This window comes from Alcanivorax sp. (assembly GCF_019431375.1).
GTDB classification, from domain to species: domain Bacteria; phylum Pseudomonadota; class Gammaproteobacteria; order Pseudomonadales; family Alcanivoracaceae; genus Alcanivorax; species Alcanivorax jadensis_A.
Map to the genome: position 1 here is coordinate 2,075,974 of NZ_CP080267.1, position 17,184 is coordinate 2,093,157.

Here is a 17,184-nt window from a genome sequence, read left to right on the forward strand (position 1 = left end):
GCGGGGCTCGTCAGTAAACGCGGTAACCGTTTACGCCAGGTACTTGGACAGGCTCTCGTCCTGCTTCATTACCTCGGTGATGCTGGCCATTACTTCTTCGGCGGTTACATCCTGGTGCGGGAAGATAACAGCGAAATTTTCGTGCATGGCAGCATTGAAGCGGGCACGATCACCTGCTTCGATACCCATGGATACAGACAGCGCAGTCAGGGCTTCTCCTTCACCGGTTGCCATGTCCTGAGCCACCTCTTCCATGACACCAGTCATGCCCAGCAGGCTCTGCCCGCTGTAAGTCAGGGAACCGTTGGTATCACAGCCGTTGGTACCAGTGGTCATACCGAAAGTAGCGTTGCCGGAGGTGCCGTTCACGATGGTCGCCAGCAGATGCATGGGCAAACCGGACTTGCCTTCGAACAGCATGTTACCCCAGCCACAACCGGGACCACCCGGTGCGACAGCCATGGCAGAAGTTGAAGCGCCGAGCAGAGTGGCAGCAATAAGCGTCTTTTTCATTCTGAGATACCTCCAAGTTTTTATATATCGTCCCTGGGGATACTTCACAGCACCAGGCTGTACTTGGCAACCCTTTGGCAGCGATGCTGCTCAGTGCTCTCCCCGTCACCCGCAATCAGGCAACTGACTTCATCATAAACAAGGCGAGAACCTTTGCAATACAATTGCAAAACCGCTGTCACGTGCCAAGAAGAAATGTGACGGGCCCATCATTGATCAGCTGTACCTGCATATCCGCACCAAAAACACCGCTACTGACCGGGATATTCTGCTTCTCAAGTTCCCGTAAATAGCATTCGTATAGCTGCTTTCCATGCACCGGCGAGGCCGCCTTGCTGAAGCTGGGGCGACGCCCCTTGCGGGTATCTGCCGCCAGGGTGAACTGGGAAATGGCAAGAATTTCTCCATCAATATCACGCACATCCAGATTCATCTTGTCATCGCTGTCGGCAAACACCCGGTAGCCCACCGTCCTTTCCGCCATCCGCGTGACCGTCGCCTCATCGTCGCCGGATTCAATGCCAACCAGTAAAAGCAGGCCTTTGCCGATACGGCCGACGCAGTCGCCGGATACGGTCACCGAGGCTTCACTGACACGCTGCAACAACACTTTCAATCGTCAATCCTCTTTTCCAGTCTCTTCACCGCATCCACCAGCGCCCTGGCAATCAGCGGGTCGGAGGATGAATGACTGCCCCCCTCTACCCAGTGCAGCCGGCTGCCGGGCAGTACCTGGTGCAGGGCAAGGGCCTGATCTGCCGGGCAGACAAAATCCCGGGTGCCGTGAACAATTTCCACCGGCAGAGTCATGCCGGCACAGGCCTCCAGTAACGACATGGACAGGAAGCCGTCATGAAGAAAATAATGGGTTTCCTGCATGGCCATGCATAACTCGTCATCACTGGCTTCGCCGGGCGGCAATACTGACGTTAATGCCAGCACTGACTCCCAGTTACACCAGTTACGGGCATGGTAGCGAGCATGCTCTCCCTGCAGGCCGCGATGGTATCGCTGCAGCAAATCACCTTCACCGGGCGGCGCCTGTTCCTGAAATGCCGCCCACTGTTCAGGGAATAACCGAGCAGCCCCACCAGGGGTATAGAGCCAGTCCCGGTCCTGCTGTCGACAAAGGAAGATGCCCCGCAACACCATGCCGCCGACTCGCTGCGGGTACGTCGCCAGATAGGCCAGGGCCAGGGTGACACCCCAGGAGCCACCAAACACCCGCCACTGCTCTATCCCCATGGCCTCTCGCAGGCACTCAAGGTCGGCAACCAGATGCGCGGTGGTATTGTCCTGAATGGACGCGAAGGGACGGCTTTGACCGCTACCTCGCTGATCGAAGAGAATAATGCGGAACCGCCGGGGATCGAAAAAACGGCGCATGAACGGCGAACAACCTCCACCGGGCCCGCCGTGCAGCACGACCACAGGCACACCCTCCGGGTTGCCGCTTTCTTCCACGTAAAGCTGGTGCCCCTGACCTACCGACACCAGAGACTGCCGATAACTGTCCGGCAAGGGAAATAATGCCATGAGAGCTGCACTTGTCTGCAGAAAGACTTCAGCATACCTGCTGGTATTTGCCCTGCAACTGTTGATCGCAGGATGCACCAGAACACCACCGGAGCAGGCCATTCTGGAGGCCCTGGAAAGTCTTGAGACTGCCATCGAGGCTGGCGATACCGGCACGCTGATGGATATTCTCACCGAACAGGCGGATATTCAGCGCGGCAATCATTCCCTGCAGCGGGACGAGGTACGCCGCCTGCTGATGGGAACCTTCCTGCGTTACCCGAAACGCCAGTTGGCAATCACCCAGGTCAACATCGAGCTGGACCCGGTTAACCAGCGCCATGCCCGCGTCACCTTCACCGCCTTCGCCTGGGGCGGCCAAGACATCATGCCAGACAACGCCGACAGCTACAGGGTGGTGAGCGACTGGCGCGAAGACGGCGAGTGGAAGATTGAAGGGCTGACAGCGAACGGACTTAGGGACTGAATAGTGAATAGTGAATAGTGAATAGTGAATAGTGAATAGTGAATAGTGAATAGTGAATAGTTCGCGATTGTGACGCTGTGATCTCCCAACGCAAGAGGCCGCGCCCATAGTTTGGGCGCGGCCTCTTGCGTTGCAGAACCGGAAATCCAGTCCCACGAACTGTTAACTATTCACTATTAACTGTTCACTGCCTTTCAATCCTCATCGCCACCACTCAACTGCCCTTCCATATCCAGTTCCTTGATCTTGCGGGTGAGGGTATTGCGTCCCCAGCCCAGCAGAGCAGCTGCGTCGCGTTTGCGGCCACCGGTGTGCTGCAGGGCCACTTCGATCATGGTGCGCTCAAAACCGGGGACTGCCTGCTCGAGGATGCTGCGCTCACCCTGTGACAGGGCCCGGTCGGCCCAGTTGCGCAGGGACTTGAGCCAATCGCCGGTCACATCAGCGCCCTTGGCGGCACCGGCCTCTTTCAGTTCCGGGGGCAGATCATCCACCAGCACTTCGCGACCGGAGGCCATTACCGTCAGCCAGCGACAGGTGTTTTCCAGCTGCCGTACGTTACCCGGCCAGCCCTGGGCGGCCAGGTATTTTTCCGTGTCCTTGTGCAGCACCTTGGGCTCCACACCCAGCTCATTGCCCGCCCGCTGAAGGAAGTAGTTGGCCAGCCGGGGAATATCTTCACGGCGCTCGGCCAGACGGGGAATATGAATACGAATAACGTTAAGACGGTGAAACAGATCCTCACGAAAGTCACCATCCTTTACCAGCCGCTCCAGATCCTGGTGGGTAGCTGCAATAATCCGCACATCCACATGGATCGGCGTGGTTCCACCAACGCGATAGAACTCACTTTCCTGCAACACCCGCAGCAGTCGGGTCTGAGCCTCCAGTGGCATGTCACCGATTTCGTCGAGAAACAGGGTGCCGCCATTGGCCTGCTCGAAACGGCCGACGCGCTGGTTGTTGGCACCGGTAAAGGCACCCTTTTCATGGCCAAACAGTTCGGACTCGATCAGGTCCTTGGGGATGGCCGCCATGTTCAGCGCCACAAAATTCTTTTCCCGGCGCATGGAATGACTATGCAGAGCCCGCGCCACCAGTTCCTTACCGGTGCCGGACTGGCCATTAATCAATACCGTGACGTTGGAATGACTGAGCCGCCCGATAGCACGAAACACCTCTTGCATGGCCGGCGCCTCACCGATAATTTCGGTCGTTTCTTCCTCCACCGCCTCAGGTTGCTCACCACGGGATTCTTCCCGATGCTTGATGGCACGGCGCACCAGTGCCACCGCCTCATCCACATCAAACGGCTTGGGCAAATATTCAAAAGCCCCGCCCTGATAGGATGCCACCGCCGAATCCAGGTCCGAGTGAGCCGTCATGATGATCACTGGCAAGTCCGGGTTCTTGCGCTGCAGAATCTTCAGCATGCGCAGCCCATCGGTGCCCGGCATACGCACATCACTGATCAGCACTTCAGGCTCCTGCCCCCCCTCTTCCAGGGTATTGAGGGCCTCATCGCCATCCTCGAAACAGGTCACCGCATAGCCTTCCTGGCCCAATGCCTTCTCCAGCACCCAGCGAATGGAACGGTCATCGTCGACTACCCATACAGTTACGCTCATGACCGGCCTCTCTCTGGTGTTTCACTGTTAACGTTGCTCACGGCTGCGTAGGCACTCATGGCTGTTCACTCTCCGTTACTTCCGGCTGCTCCATTGGCAGCAAAATACTGAAAACGGTCTTGCCCGGTGTGCTCTCGCACTCGATCAACCCCTGATGCTGACTGATAATGGACTGGGCAATGGACAATCCCAGCCCGGTACCACTGGCCCGGCCACTGACCATGGGATAGAACAGGGTCTCCTGCACATCCGCTGCAATGCCCGGGCCGTTGTCGATAATATCCACCCTCAGCACCAGACGGTGACGCTGGGAGCCAATGGTGAACTGGCGCAATACCCGGGTGCGCATGATGATGCGGGCATCCTCGGTATGTGACTCCAGCAAGGCCTGGGTAGCGTTGCGAATAATATTGAGCAACACCTGTATCATCTGATCCCGGTCGGCGATCACATCCGGCAGACTAATATCGTAATCCCGCCAGATCGCCACCCCCTGAGGATGTTCCGCCAGCAGCAATTGACGAACATGCTCCAGGCACTCGTGGACATTTACCGCCTTGAATTCCGGCGGTTTTCGCGGACCCAACATGCGATCCGCCACTGTGCGAAGCCGGTCCGCCTCATCAATAATGACCTTGGTGTATTCGGTCAGATCCGGATCTGGCAACGCTCGTTCAAGCAACTGTGCCGCCCCCCGGATACCCCCCAGCGGGTTCTTGATCTCGTGTGCCACCCCGCGCACCAGCGCCCGGGTTGCCTGATGGGCATGGATCAGCGCCTCTTCCCGGGTGATACGTAACAGTCGATCCAGCGGCTGCATTTCCATCAAAAGACTCAGCGTCTGGCCGGGTTCGTTGATCGGGCTGACCGAATAATCCACGGTTATTTCATAACCCGGGGCTACCGCCAGACGGGCCTCCCGACGTGTAAACGGGTGCTCATCCTGGATGCACTGGCGCAGGGCATCACGGGCTTCCTCGTCATCAAAAAAATAGTCGGGAAGCGGCTGCCCCATTGCACGGCTGACACTGGTCGCCAGCAGCATCTCTGCCGCTGGATTCAGATAGCGGACCTGCAGATTGTGATCAAGCATGACCACTGCAGTGCGCAGGTGATCGAGTAAACGTTTGTGCAAGGTGACACCACCCATCAACTGTTGGCCCATAACAGGGCATAAGCAATTATCAGGCCACCTCTGCTGACGCCGTAGATGCACGGCTTCAGGTCGTCACAGCGGAGAATGCAGACCCATGATGATGAGTGTAGCGGGATTCAGGGAAAGGATGCACCCTAATGGTGCATTATCGAGGAGTCAGAACAGGGCGCTGCTGGGCGGGGCGAGCCGGCTTCCCCCGGCCCGCCTGGTCGCCCGCACCCGCGGGCTTGCCCGATGACGCCGTTTCCCCCGTCCCGGCGGAGTTACCACGTCTCGCAGGATCACCGATGGTATTCGGGGCCCTGTTACCCCCATTACCATTACCCGGACGGTTCTGGAAATTCTGCACCGTGCTGCGATGCACATAGACCTGCACCGGCTCCGAGCTGATCAATACCTCATCATCCGGGCCCACCACCTTCACCACCAGGGAGTGAGTGCCCCGAATCACGGTATTCAGCTCCATACCAGCCTGCGCCTCCCCGTTATCGAACAGAACCAGACGATCCCCATCCTGAAGGGATGGCTTCAGATCCGCGACCACCGGCACCGGCTCCTGCGGATTACGAATGGTACTTTCCGGCTCAGGGCTGGTGATCACCAGAGAAACATACCCCTGAAACTGTTCTTTTTCCGCGGGCTGCGGGTCAACCCGCGGCAATTTGACCTGCTCCATAGGCACAGCATTGGGGGTACGCAGGTGCACCTCTTCAGAGGCACCACCATCCCCCGGGGGCTGATCACTGAAAATCACGTTGCCATTCTTATCGACAGATCGATATATTTTCGCGGAGCCGTTTGCCTTCTCCTCTTCAGCATCGACGCCTGTCTCTGCGTGAAGTCCGCCAGAACAGACAAGCAAACTGGCCAGCAGCATTCCTGTTTTCGTCATTATCGCCTCCCATAGACCTTCCCTGATTCTCACCCGACCACCGGGCGCAGGAAAGTGCCAAATGCACAAAATGGCGGTTACTTCAGAATAGCACAGACAAAAAAAAGCCCCCGACTGGCGGGGGCCCTCTTTCTGCAACTTCCCAAAAGGGAATTAGCAGGAGTAGTACATATCGAACTCGACCGGATGCGGAGTCATGTTGAGACGCTCGATCTCACCACGCTTCAGATCGATGTAGCCCTGCAGCATATCCTTGGAGAACACATCGCCTTCGGTCAGGAAGTCCATGTCTTCTTCCAGGCAATCCAGCGCCATGGTCAGGGTATGCGCCACAGTCGGGATATCCTTGGCTTCTTCTGCCGGCAGATCGTAGAGATCCTTGTCCATGGCATCACCAGGGTGCAGCTTGTTCTTGATGCCGTCCAGGCCAGCCATCAGCAGTGCCGCGAAGCACAGGTAGGGGTTGGCAGACGGATCAGGGAAGCGTGCTTCGATACGACGAGCTTTGGCGCTGCTCACGAACGGAATACGGATGGAAGCAGAGCGGTTACGGGCAGAGTAAGCCAGCATTACCGGAGCTTCGAAACCGGGCACCAGACGCTTGTAAGAGTTGGTGGAACCGTTGGTGAAGGCGTTCAGGGCACGGGCGTGCTTGATGATACCGCCGATGAAGTACAGGGCTTCGTCGGACAGACCCGCATAGCCGTCGCCAGCGAACAGGTTCTTGCCATCTTTACCCAGGGACACGTGAACGTGCATGCCGGAACCGTTATCACCGATCAGCGGCTTGGGCATGAAGGTGGCGGTTTTGCCGTAGGCGTGAGCCACGTTGTGCACGCAGTACTTGAGGATCTGTACTTCGTCAGCCTTGGCGGTCAGGGTGTTGGCGCCAACGCCGATTTCACACTGGCCAGCAGTACCCACTTCATGGTGATGCACTTCGATGTTCAGGCCCATTTGCTCCATGGCGGAACACATGGCACCACGCAGGTCGTGCAGGCTGTCTACCGGCGGAACCGGGAAGTAGCCACCTTTCACGCCCGGACGGTGACCGATGTTGCCACCTTCGAAGTCTTCGTGGGACACCCACGCCGCTTCTTCGGAGTGAATGTTGTACATGGAACCCTGCATGTCGGATTTCCACTGCACGGAATCAAATACGAAGAATTCCGGCTCGGGACCAAACAGCGCGGTGTCGGCGATACCGGTGGACTTCAGATATTCCTCGGCGCGACGAGCCACGGAGCGCGGATCACGCTCGTAACCCTGCATGGTGGACGGCTCGAGGATATCGCAACGCAGGTTAACGGTAGCCACATCAGTGAACGGGTCCAGCACGGCAGACGCGTCGTCAGGCATCATCACCATGTCGGACTCGTTGATGCCTTTCCAGCCGGCGATGGAAGAACCGTCGAACATTTTGCCGTCCTGGAAGAAATCTTCGTCGATTTCGCCCACGGGGAGGGTTACATGCTGCTCCTTACCACGGCTATCGGTGAAGCGCAGGTCCACCCATTTCACATCATTTTCTTTAATCAGCTTGAGGGTCTTTTCAGACATTGTCGTGCGTCCTCCTAAGGAACAGCGGGTTTGTCTCTGGCTCAATCGCCCCGCCCCGCATCAGGGCAGAACAGAGAGCCGGTATTCTCGGCCACCAGGCCTGCTTTGCCAATAGGGAGGCAAGTTCCATGCCAGCCCTTTTTTAGCGCATTTGACGCGTAAACACAGAATTGGGCGAGAGAATGCATCCTTATGATGCATTAAAGTGGTGCAATGCACCAATGGTGCGCACTAAAAGAGTGCGCCATTATCTTCACCCACCCGCAGGACCACAAACACCTCGTTGCCCGCCTCACCGGTTTCCAGCACCTCGTGACCGTTGATCCGGCACCAGGCAGGGATATCATTCAGCGCGCCGGGATCGGTGCATACCACCCGCAGGCAATCGCCGGCGGAAAGGGTGCGCACCTTGTTCTGGGTCTTGATCACCGGCATGGGACACAGCATCCGGCGTACATCCAGTTCGTGAAGAGCTTCGGTCATCAGGGATCCTTGGCTTCTAGCTTCTAGCTTCTAGCTTCTAAAGATGGTGCCGCACCCCAAACGAAGCACAACCCCAACAGCACTTTTTTGTTTTCCTAGCAGCTAACAGCTCATAGCTGCCTTTACCCCACATTCCATGCCAACGGCACCGCATCAGGGCGAACCGGTTCCACGGTGACCTGACGGGCCACACCATCCGGGCTGCGCACTTCCAGGGTCACCTCGTCCAGGGAGCGGCCCTTGGAATAGCGGGCAACAATAGCCGCGGCTTGCTGCAGCTCCTCATCGCTCTGGAAATTACCATCCACCAACGCCAAAGGCCCCGGGCAACTCACGGTGGTAATGCTGGTGAACTGGTAACGGTAGCCTTCCAGAAAACGGTTTTCCCCTTCCTCACGGCTGATGATCAGCTTGTAGTGGGGCTGGGGACGCAGATGGCGGCCCACTTTCAACAGCATGATGTCATCCAGCTCGTAGCGGCGCTCGTTACGGGCCTTCCACAGATCTGCCAGCTTGTTGGAGTAGGATTCATCGGTGAGAAAGCAGCAACCGCCAGCGGGCTGGGCAAAATCATCCAGCCCGAACTCCTTGGCCAGGGCCATCTGTGGCTTGCGGTTACGGCCAGAAAAATCATACAGCTCATCGCGATTCACCCAGCCCTCGCGTTCCGGCAGGGTGGGCGGCAGGTTCCTGGCACACAGAGGACGCAGCAGACGATCATCGGCGCCGGACTCCTGGCTGATGATCGGCATGGTTTCCTTGCGCTGGCTCTTGGGCCGCTGGCCGATTACTTCACCGGTAACGATAAAGTCGAAGCCACGATCACCGGCGAGCTCCCGGGCCTTGTTGATCATCAGGGTGGCCTGGTTAACCATGAAAATCTTGCAGTCCAGGCAGGGGTTCAGATTCGCACCGTAGCCATGCTTGGGGTTGAGCACCACATCCTTGTACTCCTCGGAGATATCAATGATGTGCATCTTGATGCCCAGCTGCTCGGCCACCCACAGGGCGTTGTTGCGCTTTTCCTTGTCCTTGTCCTTCTTGCGGATGGCATGGGTATGGCCTTCCACACAGAAACCGGTGAAGAAATTGACGCCTTCCACCTCGATGCCCTGCTCCTGCATCACTTTCACAGCCAGCATGGAGTCCAGTCCGCCGGACACCAGAGCGATAGCGCGACGCTTGATCGGTTGGGTTGGCTCAGTTACAGAAGACGTCATGTGAAAAAACCTGCTGCCTTGATCGGCGCTTAAAAAATGGGCGGCGAAGTATAGCAATCACGCCCTCCTGACGCACCCTTCACGCAGCCCCGACTGTCACCTGGGGGTCATATCAGCGGGCCAGACTCGGAGCTCCGGACCACCTCACGGGACCCCATGCGACTCCGCTTGCTACTGCGATTGCTAATTCTGCTCCTTGCCGCCGCCTGCCTGGGCTGGTGGTGGCATACCCCCCACGGCCCATGGCTGATGCACAGAGAACCCCTGGCGGGGCAGCGCCTGTGCATCATCGGCGACGGCGGCTGGGGCAATGCGCCCTCCCTGGCCGTGGGCCGGGCACTGGTGCTGCTGGACTGTGATCAGGTGCGTTATCTGGGCGATCTGGTCTACCCGGACGGCATCAACGGTCCGGACGATCCGCTGCTGGAAAGCCGTTTTTTTGCCCCGCTCAACCCTGCTTTAGAGGCCGGCATTCCGGTCTACCTGGTTCTGGGCAACCACGACTGGAAACAGAATGCCGAAGCCTGGCTGGAGGTGGCACGGCGCCACCCGCTGATCCACCTCCCCCACTACTACTATTTCGAGCAATGGCCGGACGCCTGTGCCTTCAGCCTGGAAACCACCTGGTTCGAGAAATGGTATTACTTTCGTCGTCAGGGCTCCTGGCTGACACAGGCCATGGAGACCGCACAACACCGGCAATGCCGTTTCAGCCTGGTCTTTTCCCACCACCCCATGATCAGCTCCGGCTCCCACGGCAACGCCGGCGAAATGATGCAGTTACACCTTCGCAGCAAGCTGATTGGCAAACTCGACCTGCTGCTGGGCGGCCACGACCACATTCTGTCCGACGAGGGGGAATACCAGGGCTCCCGGCAACTGATCTCCGGCTCCGCCAGCATCAACAATGATCTGGGCAAGCCAAGCGACAACCAGCGCTTCACCCGTGCCAGCCATGGCCTGGTGACCCTGGATATCCGCGACGACGGCAACAGCTTGCGCGCCAACTACCGTTTCTACAGTGTGCAGGGAGATCCCGACGACCCGCTGATCACGCTGCTCTGGGAGGGAGAACAGCGCGGCCAGGGCGTCAGGGAGTAACGGCGGGGGCAGGATCGCTGACTGGTACCGGCCCGGCCACGGCGAAATGTTTTTTGGAGAAGGCGATGCGCTCCGCTGCCGGGCGCCGGGTATTACCGAGACTGTCCAGGTGGTCCTCGATAATACGGCAGCGACGCAGCAGGCCATCATCCATGGCGATCTGGATGTTCAACCCGGGGCGAGCATTCAGCTCCAGCATCATCGGCCCGAACTCCCGATCCATCACCAGATCCACACCCAGATAACCCAGCCCAGTCAGGTCATAACACCGGGCAGCAAGCTCCAGACACTCTTCCCAGTCCGGCACGGTCAGACCCGCCACCGCATTGGCCGTATCCGGATGCCGCTCAATTTTCTGATTGTGCCAGGTGCCGCCCAGGGTCACACCGCTGGACAGATCCAGCCCCACACCAATCGCCCCCTGGTGCAGGTTGGCCTTGCCCTGGGACTGACGGGTGGGCAGGCGCAGCATGGCCGCCACCGGATAACCCTGCAAAACGATGATGCGGATATCCGGCACCCCCTCGAAACTGATGCGATTGAACAACTCGGTGGAGCGCACCCGGTATTCGATCAGGGCCTGGTCCCGGTGGCCGCCAAGGGAATAAATGCCGGAAATGATGCCGGAGATATGGTGCTCCAGCTCTTCGGTAGTCACGATGCGCCCGGAGGCGGAACGAAAATAGTCCTCGAAGCGGTCGGCGATCACCATGATGCCGTCACCGCCGGCACCCTGAGCCGGTTTGATGACAAAATCCCGGTGGGTTTCCACCACTCGGTGCAGGGTGCTGATACCCTGCTCCGTGGCAATGGCACCATACAGTTCCGGCACCCGGATACCCGCATCCAGCGCCATCTGCTTGGTCTGCAGTTTGTCGTCCACCAGCGGGTACAGGCTGCGCTTGTTATAACGCAGGATGTAATCGCCGTTACGCTGGTTGATTCCCATTACGCCACGGGCGCGCAGGGCTTTGCGGGTCTTCGACCAGAACATGTCAGCGCTCCACCATGGCCCGGAAGCGCATCAGTTCGGTGAGGCGGTAACCACGGTAATGGCCCATCAGCACCATCACTGCAGACATGCACAGCAAAACGCCCGGGAAGGTAAAGACGAAATAGACCAGCGGCGGCCATACCATCAACAGGTGACACAGCACCGCAGCCACCAGGGTGCCAAGCCCCACCTTGAGGGACTGTGTCCCGCCCCGTTCTTCCCAGACGATAGAAACCCGCTCGATCACCATGGTCAGAATCACCATGGGGAACAACGCCACCGACAGCCCGGACGACACACCCAGCTTGTAGCCCAGCAGACTGATCACAGCCATCAGGATCACTACGAAGGTAAGCACAATCGACAAACGCGCCAGCAGCTGCAGCTTCAAATGCTCAAGATAGGAGCGCACCGACAAGCCAATGGCGGTAATAAAGGTAAACAGCAACACCCCCCAGATCACCTGGGTTTCGCGGAATGCCAGGGCAATCAGCACCGGCGTAAAGGTGCCCAGGGTCTCCATTCCCACCAGAGAGCGGATCAACAGCACCAGTAGTACGCCCACCGGAATCATCATCAGGATACGGAACAGCTGCTGGGAGGGCAGCGGCAACTCATACAGGGAAAAATCGATGAAGCTGCTGGCATCCTGCAAGCGCAGGGAACGGGCCAACTGAAGCGCACTCATCTCATTGCGATGCACGCTCAACGTCATGTTTGCCGAGCGCCCGCCTTCGATATTCAGCAACGGCTCACTGCCGCTCCACCAGACCAGCCGGTCATCCGGCAGTCCTTGCTGCCCATCCAGCGGATTGAAGTACAGCCAGCGCTTTCCGTTGTAGGTACGCAACCACAGTTCCGGCTGCTGCTCCTGGCTTTCCACCAGGCGCAAGGTGTGTACCGGCTGAGCGGGGATATGGGACATGGCCAGCAACAGATCCACCACCTGAGCCCGATTCTCCGGACTCACATCACCGCCGAGCAATAACTGGACGTTGTCGTTCTCCAGCTCATTCACCCGTTTGATGGTCTCACCGATAAACGTTTCCACATCTGCGGAATGTTGACGGATTGGCTGCAACAACGCCTCGGCGGCCAGTTTCTCCGCTCCATCCAGCACCGGTGCAGGGCGGAACTGGGGACCAGGCTCATTCTCCCGGGTTTCCGCAAAGCGAGGGGTAAGCATTAACCGGTAGTAAAGGTACTGATTGCCCTCCGCACGACGGGCAGACCAGGTAACCTGCCGATTGCCCTTCTCCACATTGACGTTCACGCCGTAGTTATTGGAGATAAAGCTTTCATTAAGTGTGGTGTAGCCTGCCCCCTGGGGTGGCACAAACATGCGTACCTTGATGGGCTTGTTGGCCCTGGCCGTAAAACTGACCTGGGCGTCCACCACCCACACCGGATCTTTTTCGTCCTGAGTCAACGGCACTTTCTGCACCAGCAACTGGTACGCGATACTGCCGCCACCCAATAGCAAAAGAAACACGGCCAGAATCCGTGCCTGTAGTTTGACAGACCCCATGTTATTGCGCCCCGGCAGCCTCCATCGTCAATGTATCCTCTTGATCTTCCCGGCAGCGTGGCTTGCCCACAGAGTGGGACAGCGACGGATCTACCAGGGCTCCCAGGCCCTTAAGGGCATCTGCCCCGATCAACAGCGGATAACGAAACTCACTGCGATCGGTCAGATTGACATCAATCTGTTGCCGTCGATTGCCCACGCATATCGTCAGCGTCACCATCGGCCTGCGACTGAAATCCCGCTCGCCATCCTGCACACTTTCTGCCCGGCGCTTGATCCGAACATGTCCGGCCAGAGGCAGCTCCACATCATCCCACTGACTCTGGCTGATGCCCCACTCCTCGCGGTCATCCCGGTCGATGGCTATATCAAACTCAACCATTTTCACCCCGTCACGCTCAAAGGTCTTTATGTAACGGGCGCTCAGGGAAGCAGAGTCCGCACCGGTATCCAGTTTCGCCGGCACCGTAATACCCAGTTCACGGATATGCACACTTTCGTGCAGACCATAGATTCTCTTGTTGGCCGGCGGCACCTCTGACAGGGCCACAGAAGGCACCAGAGCCCCTATCAGCACCAAGGGGATTCGCATCATAACAACCTGATTTTAAAAGCGTTAGTGCCGGATATTGATTGCCGGCAACGAAGAAGAGCGGTTGATCTGACCCTTCCCCGGGAAAATGGTTGCGCCATTCTAGGCGATCCGCAGCTGACTCGCAGGAACAACCGTGAATTTTTGAATCTTTTCACATTCGCAAATGTTACGCGAAAGCCTGACCGACGGGCTATCACCTGCGCGCAGCGCTGGTATAATGCGCGCCCCCGCGGGATGCAAGACCCCTTTTCACGCCCACTACGTGGCTGCGTACAGGTCGAGATCAGGCACGAATACCATCCCGCCCATTTCTTAACGGAGCTACATCTGTGATTGAACGTCTGCGCAATATCGCCATCATCGCCCACGTTGACCACGGCAAGACCACCCTGGTGGACAAGCTGTTGCAACAGTCCGGCACCCTGGGAGATCGCGCTGGCGATATTGAGCGGGTAATGGACTCCAATGATCTGGAGAAGGAACGGGGTATCACCATCCTCTCCAAGAACACCGCCATCCAGTGGAATGAATACCGCATCAATATCGTCGACACCCCCGGCCACGCCGACTTCGGTGGCGAGGTAGAGCGGGTTCATGTCCATGGTGGATTGTGTACTGCTGCTGGTAGACGCGGTGGATGGCCCCATGCCGCAAACCCGCTTCGTAACCCAGAAAGCCTTTGCCGCCGGCCTGAAGCCGATTGTAGTGATCAACAAGATCGACCGTCCCGGCGCTCGCCCGGACTGGGTCATGGATCAGGTGTTCGACCTGTTCGATAACCTGGGCGCCACCGACGAGCAGCTCGACTTCCCGGTGATCTACGCCTCCGCCCTGAACGGTATCGCCGGCCTGGAAGCTGACAACATGGCCGACGACATGACGCCGCTGCTGCAGACCATTGTCGACAAGGTGGACTACCCGAACGTGGACGCGGAAGGCCCCTTCCAGATGCAGATCTCTTCCCTGGACTACAACAGCTACCTGGGCATCATCGGCATCGGCCGGGTCAAGCGCGGCAACATCAAGGCCAACAGCCCGGTGAAAGTGATCGGTGCCGACGGCAAGGTACGTAACGGCAAGATCCTCACCATCATGGGCTACCACGGCCTGGAGCGGGTCGACGCGCCCACCGCCTCCGCCGGCGAAATCGTCTGCATCACCGGCCTGGACCCGCTGAACATTTCAGACACCCTGTGTGATCCGGCCAGCGTGGAAGCCCTGCCGCCGCTGAGCGTGGACGAGCCCACCGTGAGCATGTTCTTCCACGTGAATACCTCGCCGTTTGCCGGCCAGGACGGCAAGTTCGTCACCAGCCGCCAGATCCGCGAGCGCCTGGAAGCCGAGCTCAAGCACAACGTGGCCCTGCGCGTGGAAGAAACCGGCAGCGCCGATCAGTTCCGCGTCTCCGGCCGTGGCGAACTGCACCTGTCGGTGCTGATCGAAAACATGCGCCGCGAAGGTTTCGAGCTGGCCGTGGGTCGTCCCCAGGTGATCATCCGTGAAGTGGATGGCGTCAAGCAGGAGCCCTACGAAACCGTAATCGCCGATGTGGAAGAACAGCACCAGGGCGCCATCATGGAGCATCTGGGCCTGCGTCGCGCGGAAATGACCAACATGGAACCGGATGGCAAGGGCCGGGTTCGCCTGGAATTCCTGGTGCCCAGCCGCGGCCTGATCGGCTTCCGTAGCCAGTTCCTGACCCTCACCTCCGGTACCGGTATCCTCAACAGCACCTTCAGCCACTACGGTGAATTCAAGGCCGGCGACATGGCCAAACGCATCAATGGTGTGCTGGTATCCATGGTAAAAGGCAAGGTGCTGGGCTTTGCCCTGTTCAACCTGCAGGAGCGCGGCCGCATGCTGATCGACCCGAACGTGGACGTGTACGAAGGCCAGATTATCGGTATTCACAGCCGCGGTAACGACCTGGTGGTCAACCCCACCAAAGGCAAGCAGCTGACCAACATGCGCGCCTCCGGCACCGATGAAAACATCGTCCTGACCCCGCCGATCCGCTTCAGCCTGGAGCAGGCGCTGGACTTCATCGAAGATGACGAACTGGTGGAAGTGACCCCGAACTGCCTGCGTATCCGCAAGAAGCTGCTCACCGAAACCGAGCGCAAGCGCGCCGGACGGTAACGCAATAGTGGTCGCAGGATGCAATGCGCAGCGCGAATTGCATCCTCGCCGCCAATGCTGAACACAAAAAAGCCGGGCACTGCCCGGCTTTTTTGTGCTGACTGTTCTCAACGCAGCAACACCAGCATCACCACGGCGCCAATCACCATTCCCAGTAACAAACCACGGGTAAACGACCGCTGCATCTCCGGCCGCCTTTGCGGACTATCCGCCGGCTGGCTGGCCTCAAAATCGGCGATGACCTCCCGGGCCCGTGACTCATCGCTTTCCGCTACCCATACCGACGCCAGGCCCGCTGCAGGCAGCTCCCCTACCGCCCCCTGCAACATGTCGCCCTGCACCTGGGCCATGATACCGACCTGCTCGAGCAGATCTGCCAGCATATGCGCCTCAATACCGTCGCGGGCATGAAAAACACACTTCACGGCAGCATCCTCAGATACCTCAAGGGTTGACCGCTTCCTTGCTCACCACTTCCAGCAGCGTATAACGCAAACTGCTGCCATCCGCCGGCGGTGACGCCACTTCTTCTATCTTCACCCTCAGCGTGTAATTGTGGCCGGGCTCGAACTCGAAACCGTCAATATGATTATAGAAAAGCTGGAAGTTGGGCTCATCATCACTGCGCACCCGCAGGCAGTCCATGGGCCCCGCACCGATACATGCGGAGGTATAAGGAGCAACGTGCAGAATCTCGCCGGGCTTGTCTTTCTTTTCACCACAAGCAACCAGTAAAAACAGCAACGCAAACAGCGTGTGTTTCAGTATCATGGTACCAGCCTTGTTATTTTCCCTTCGCAGATAACAAGCAGTACCATGAGCGGCCCACCAAGGCAAAAGCAAATGCTTCATATCGCACTGTTCGAACCGGAAATCCCGCCCAATACCGGCAACATCATCCGTCTTGCCGCCAATACCGGTGCCCACCTGCATCTGATCGAACCACTGGGTTTTTCCCTGGAAGAAAAGAAACTGCGCCGGGCCGGGCTCGATTACGACGAACTGGCCCACCTCACTGTGCATGCGGATTTTGCCGCTTTCCAGGAAGCCATGGCGGACCGCCGCCTGTTTGCCCTCACCACCCGCGCCAGCCAGCCACACAGTGATGCGGTGTTCGGGGATGAGGATGTATTGCTGTTCGGCCCGGAAACCCGCGGCCTGCCCACCGACATTCTCGACAGCCTGCCGCCCACACAAAAACTGCGACTGCCCATGGTGGCGGACAGCCGCAGCCTCAATTTAGCCAACGCGGTGGCGGTGACGTTGTATGAGGCGTGGCGACAGCTGGACTACATAGGGGCAGGTAACAGTGAATAGCTAACAGTGAACAGCGTCGCGATACGGTTTTATCTGTTCCTGAACGCAAGAGGCCG

At 58.4% G+C, this 17,184-nt stretch carries 17 protein-coding genes and 1 pseudogene; 4 read left to right on the plus strand and 14 right to left on the minus strand.

Translation table 11 applies throughout. From position 1 onward, the window contains the following. Window positions 1-30: 30 nt before the first annotated feature. From KZ772_RS09605 to pip, 3 genes are all read right to left on the minus strand, one after another. Entirely contained in the window at window positions 31-513 is a 483-nt protein-coding gene (locus KZ772_RS09605; RefSeq protein ID WP_290536373.1) for a DUF3015 domain-containing protein, read from the minus strand. A gap of 178 nt (window positions 514-691) precedes the next feature. Beyond that, window positions 692-1,129, minus strand: coding sequence for a D-aminoacyl-tRNA deacylase (dtd, locus tag KZ772_RS09610; protein WP_290536374.1), 438 nt, complete (start codon window positions 1,127-1,129; stop codon window positions 692-694). Beyond that, the gene (pip, locus tag KZ772_RS09615) at window positions 1,126-2,049 is read right to left on the minus strand and encodes a prolyl aminopeptidase (RefSeq protein ID WP_290536375.1); all 924 of its coding nucleotides are present in this window, start codon (window positions 2,047-2,049) and stop codon (window positions 1,126-1,128) included. Before pip ends, dtd begins: the two co-directional genes overlap by 4 nt. On the opposite strand from pip, the gene KZ772_RS09620 reads away from it, so the two are divergent. After that, window positions 2,048-2,515, plus strand: a complete 468-nt coding sequence (locus tag KZ772_RS09620) for a nuclear transport factor 2 family protein (protein WP_290536376.1) — start codon at window positions 2,048-2,050, stop codon at window positions 2,513-2,515. The two genes, pip and KZ772_RS09620, sit on opposite strands and share 2 nt — an antisense overlap. A gap of 194 nt (window positions 2,516-2,709) precedes the next feature. On the opposite strand, the gene glnG is transcribed toward KZ772_RS09620, so the two are convergent. From glnG to KZ772_RS09650, 6 genes are all read right to left on the minus strand, one after another. Further along, window positions 2,710-4,143: a nitrogen regulation protein NR(I) gene (glnG, locus tag KZ772_RS09625; protein ID WP_290536377.1), complete on the minus strand. Its 1,434-nt coding sequence runs from the start codon at window positions 4,141-4,143 to the stop codon at window positions 2,710-2,712. A 55-nt stretch (window positions 4,144-4,198) separates the two neighbouring features. Continuing rightward, window positions 4,199-5,308 (minus strand): nitrogen regulation protein NR(II), encoded by a 1,110-nt coding sequence (gene glnL / locus KZ772_RS09630; RefSeq protein ID WP_290536378.1) that lies wholly within the window; start codon window positions 5,306-5,308, stop codon window positions 4,199-4,201. A 136-nt stretch (window positions 5,309-5,444) separates the two neighbouring features. Continuing rightward, on the minus strand, window positions 5,445-6,191 hold the full coding sequence (locus KZ772_RS09635) for a DUF4124 domain-containing protein (RefSeq protein WP_290536379.1): 747 nt from the start codon (window positions 6,189-6,191) through the stop codon (window positions 5,445-5,447). A gap of 153 nt (window positions 6,192-6,344) precedes the next feature. After that, on the minus strand, window positions 6,345-7,751 hold the full coding sequence (gene glnA / locus KZ772_RS09640) for a glutamate--ammonia ligase (protein ID WP_290536380.1): 1,407 nt from the start codon (window positions 7,749-7,751) through the stop codon (window positions 6,345-6,347). A gap of 231 nt (window positions 7,752-7,982) precedes the next feature. Beyond that, window positions 7,983-8,234, minus strand: a complete 252-nt coding sequence (locus KZ772_RS09645) for a sulfurtransferase TusA family protein (protein ID WP_290536381.1) — start codon at window positions 8,232-8,234, stop codon at window positions 7,983-7,985. Between the two features lie 122 nt (window positions 8,235-8,356). Further along, window positions 8,357-9,454: a tRNA (5-methylaminomethyl-2-thiouridylate)-methyltransferase gene (locus tag KZ772_RS09650; RefSeq protein WP_290536382.1), complete on the minus strand. Its 1,098-nt coding sequence runs from the start codon at window positions 9,452-9,454 to the stop codon at window positions 8,357-8,359. 156 nt (window positions 9,455-9,610) lie between these two features. Here KZ772_RS09650 and KZ772_RS09655 point away from each other — a divergent pair, with 156 nt between their 5' ends. Beyond that, complete coding sequence (locus KZ772_RS09655; protein ID WP_290536383.1) at window positions 9,611-10,555, plus strand: metallophosphoesterase; 945 nt, start codon at window positions 9,611-9,613, stop codon at window positions 10,553-10,555. On the opposite strand, the gene KZ772_RS09660 is transcribed toward KZ772_RS09655, so the two are convergent. Genes KZ772_RS09660 through KZ772_RS09670 form a run of 3 tightly spaced genes read right to left on the minus strand, consistent with a single transcriptional unit; the run spans window position 10,545 to window position 13,672 of the window. Further along, complete coding sequence (locus tag KZ772_RS09660) at window positions 10,545-11,549, minus strand: alpha-L-glutamate ligase-like protein (protein WP_290536384.1); 1,005 nt, start codon at window positions 11,547-11,549, stop codon at window positions 10,545-10,547. The genes KZ772_RS09655 and KZ772_RS09660 overlap by 11 nt on opposite strands. Window position 11,550: 1 nt before the next feature. Next, window positions 11,551-13,077 carry an inactive transglutaminase family protein gene (locus tag KZ772_RS09665; protein WP_290536385.1) on the minus strand — a complete coding sequence of 509 codons (1,527 nt, stop codon included), beginning with the start codon at window positions 13,075-13,077 and terminating at the stop codon, window positions 11,551-11,553. 1 nt (window position 13,078) lies between these two features. Next, entirely contained in the window at window positions 13,079-13,672 is a 594-nt protein-coding gene (locus tag KZ772_RS09670) for a RimK/LysX family protein (protein WP_290536386.1), read from the minus strand. Window positions 13,673-14,001: 329 nt separating this feature from the next. Here KZ772_RS09670 and typA point away from each other — a divergent pair. Next, a pseudogene (typA, locus tag KZ772_RS09675) lies at window positions 14,002-15,811 on the plus strand (translational GTPase TypA). A gap of 107 nt (window positions 15,812-15,918) precedes the next feature. On the opposite strand, the gene KZ772_RS09680 reads toward typA, so the two are convergent. Next, a complete protein-coding gene (locus KZ772_RS09680) occupies window positions 15,919-16,236 on the minus strand; it encodes a DUF2007 domain-containing protein (protein ID WP_290511176.1) in 318 nt (105 codons plus the stop codon). A 19-nt stretch (window positions 16,237-16,255) separates the two neighbouring features. Further along, on the minus strand, window positions 16,256-16,582 hold the full coding sequence (locus tag KZ772_RS09685) for a DUF4377 domain-containing protein (protein WP_290536387.1): 327 nt from the start codon (window positions 16,580-16,582) through the stop codon (window positions 16,256-16,258). A 72-nt stretch (window positions 16,583-16,654) separates the two neighbouring features. Between KZ772_RS09685 and trmL the strand changes: the two genes are divergently transcribed. After that, on the plus strand, window positions 16,655-17,128 hold the full coding sequence (trmL, locus tag KZ772_RS09690; RefSeq protein ID WP_290536388.1) for a tRNA (uridine(34)/cytosine(34)/5-carboxymethylaminomethyluridine(34)-2'-O)-methyltransferase TrmL: 474 nt from the start codon (window positions 16,655-16,657) through the stop codon (window positions 17,126-17,128). Window positions 17,129-17,184 lie beyond the last annotated feature (56 nt).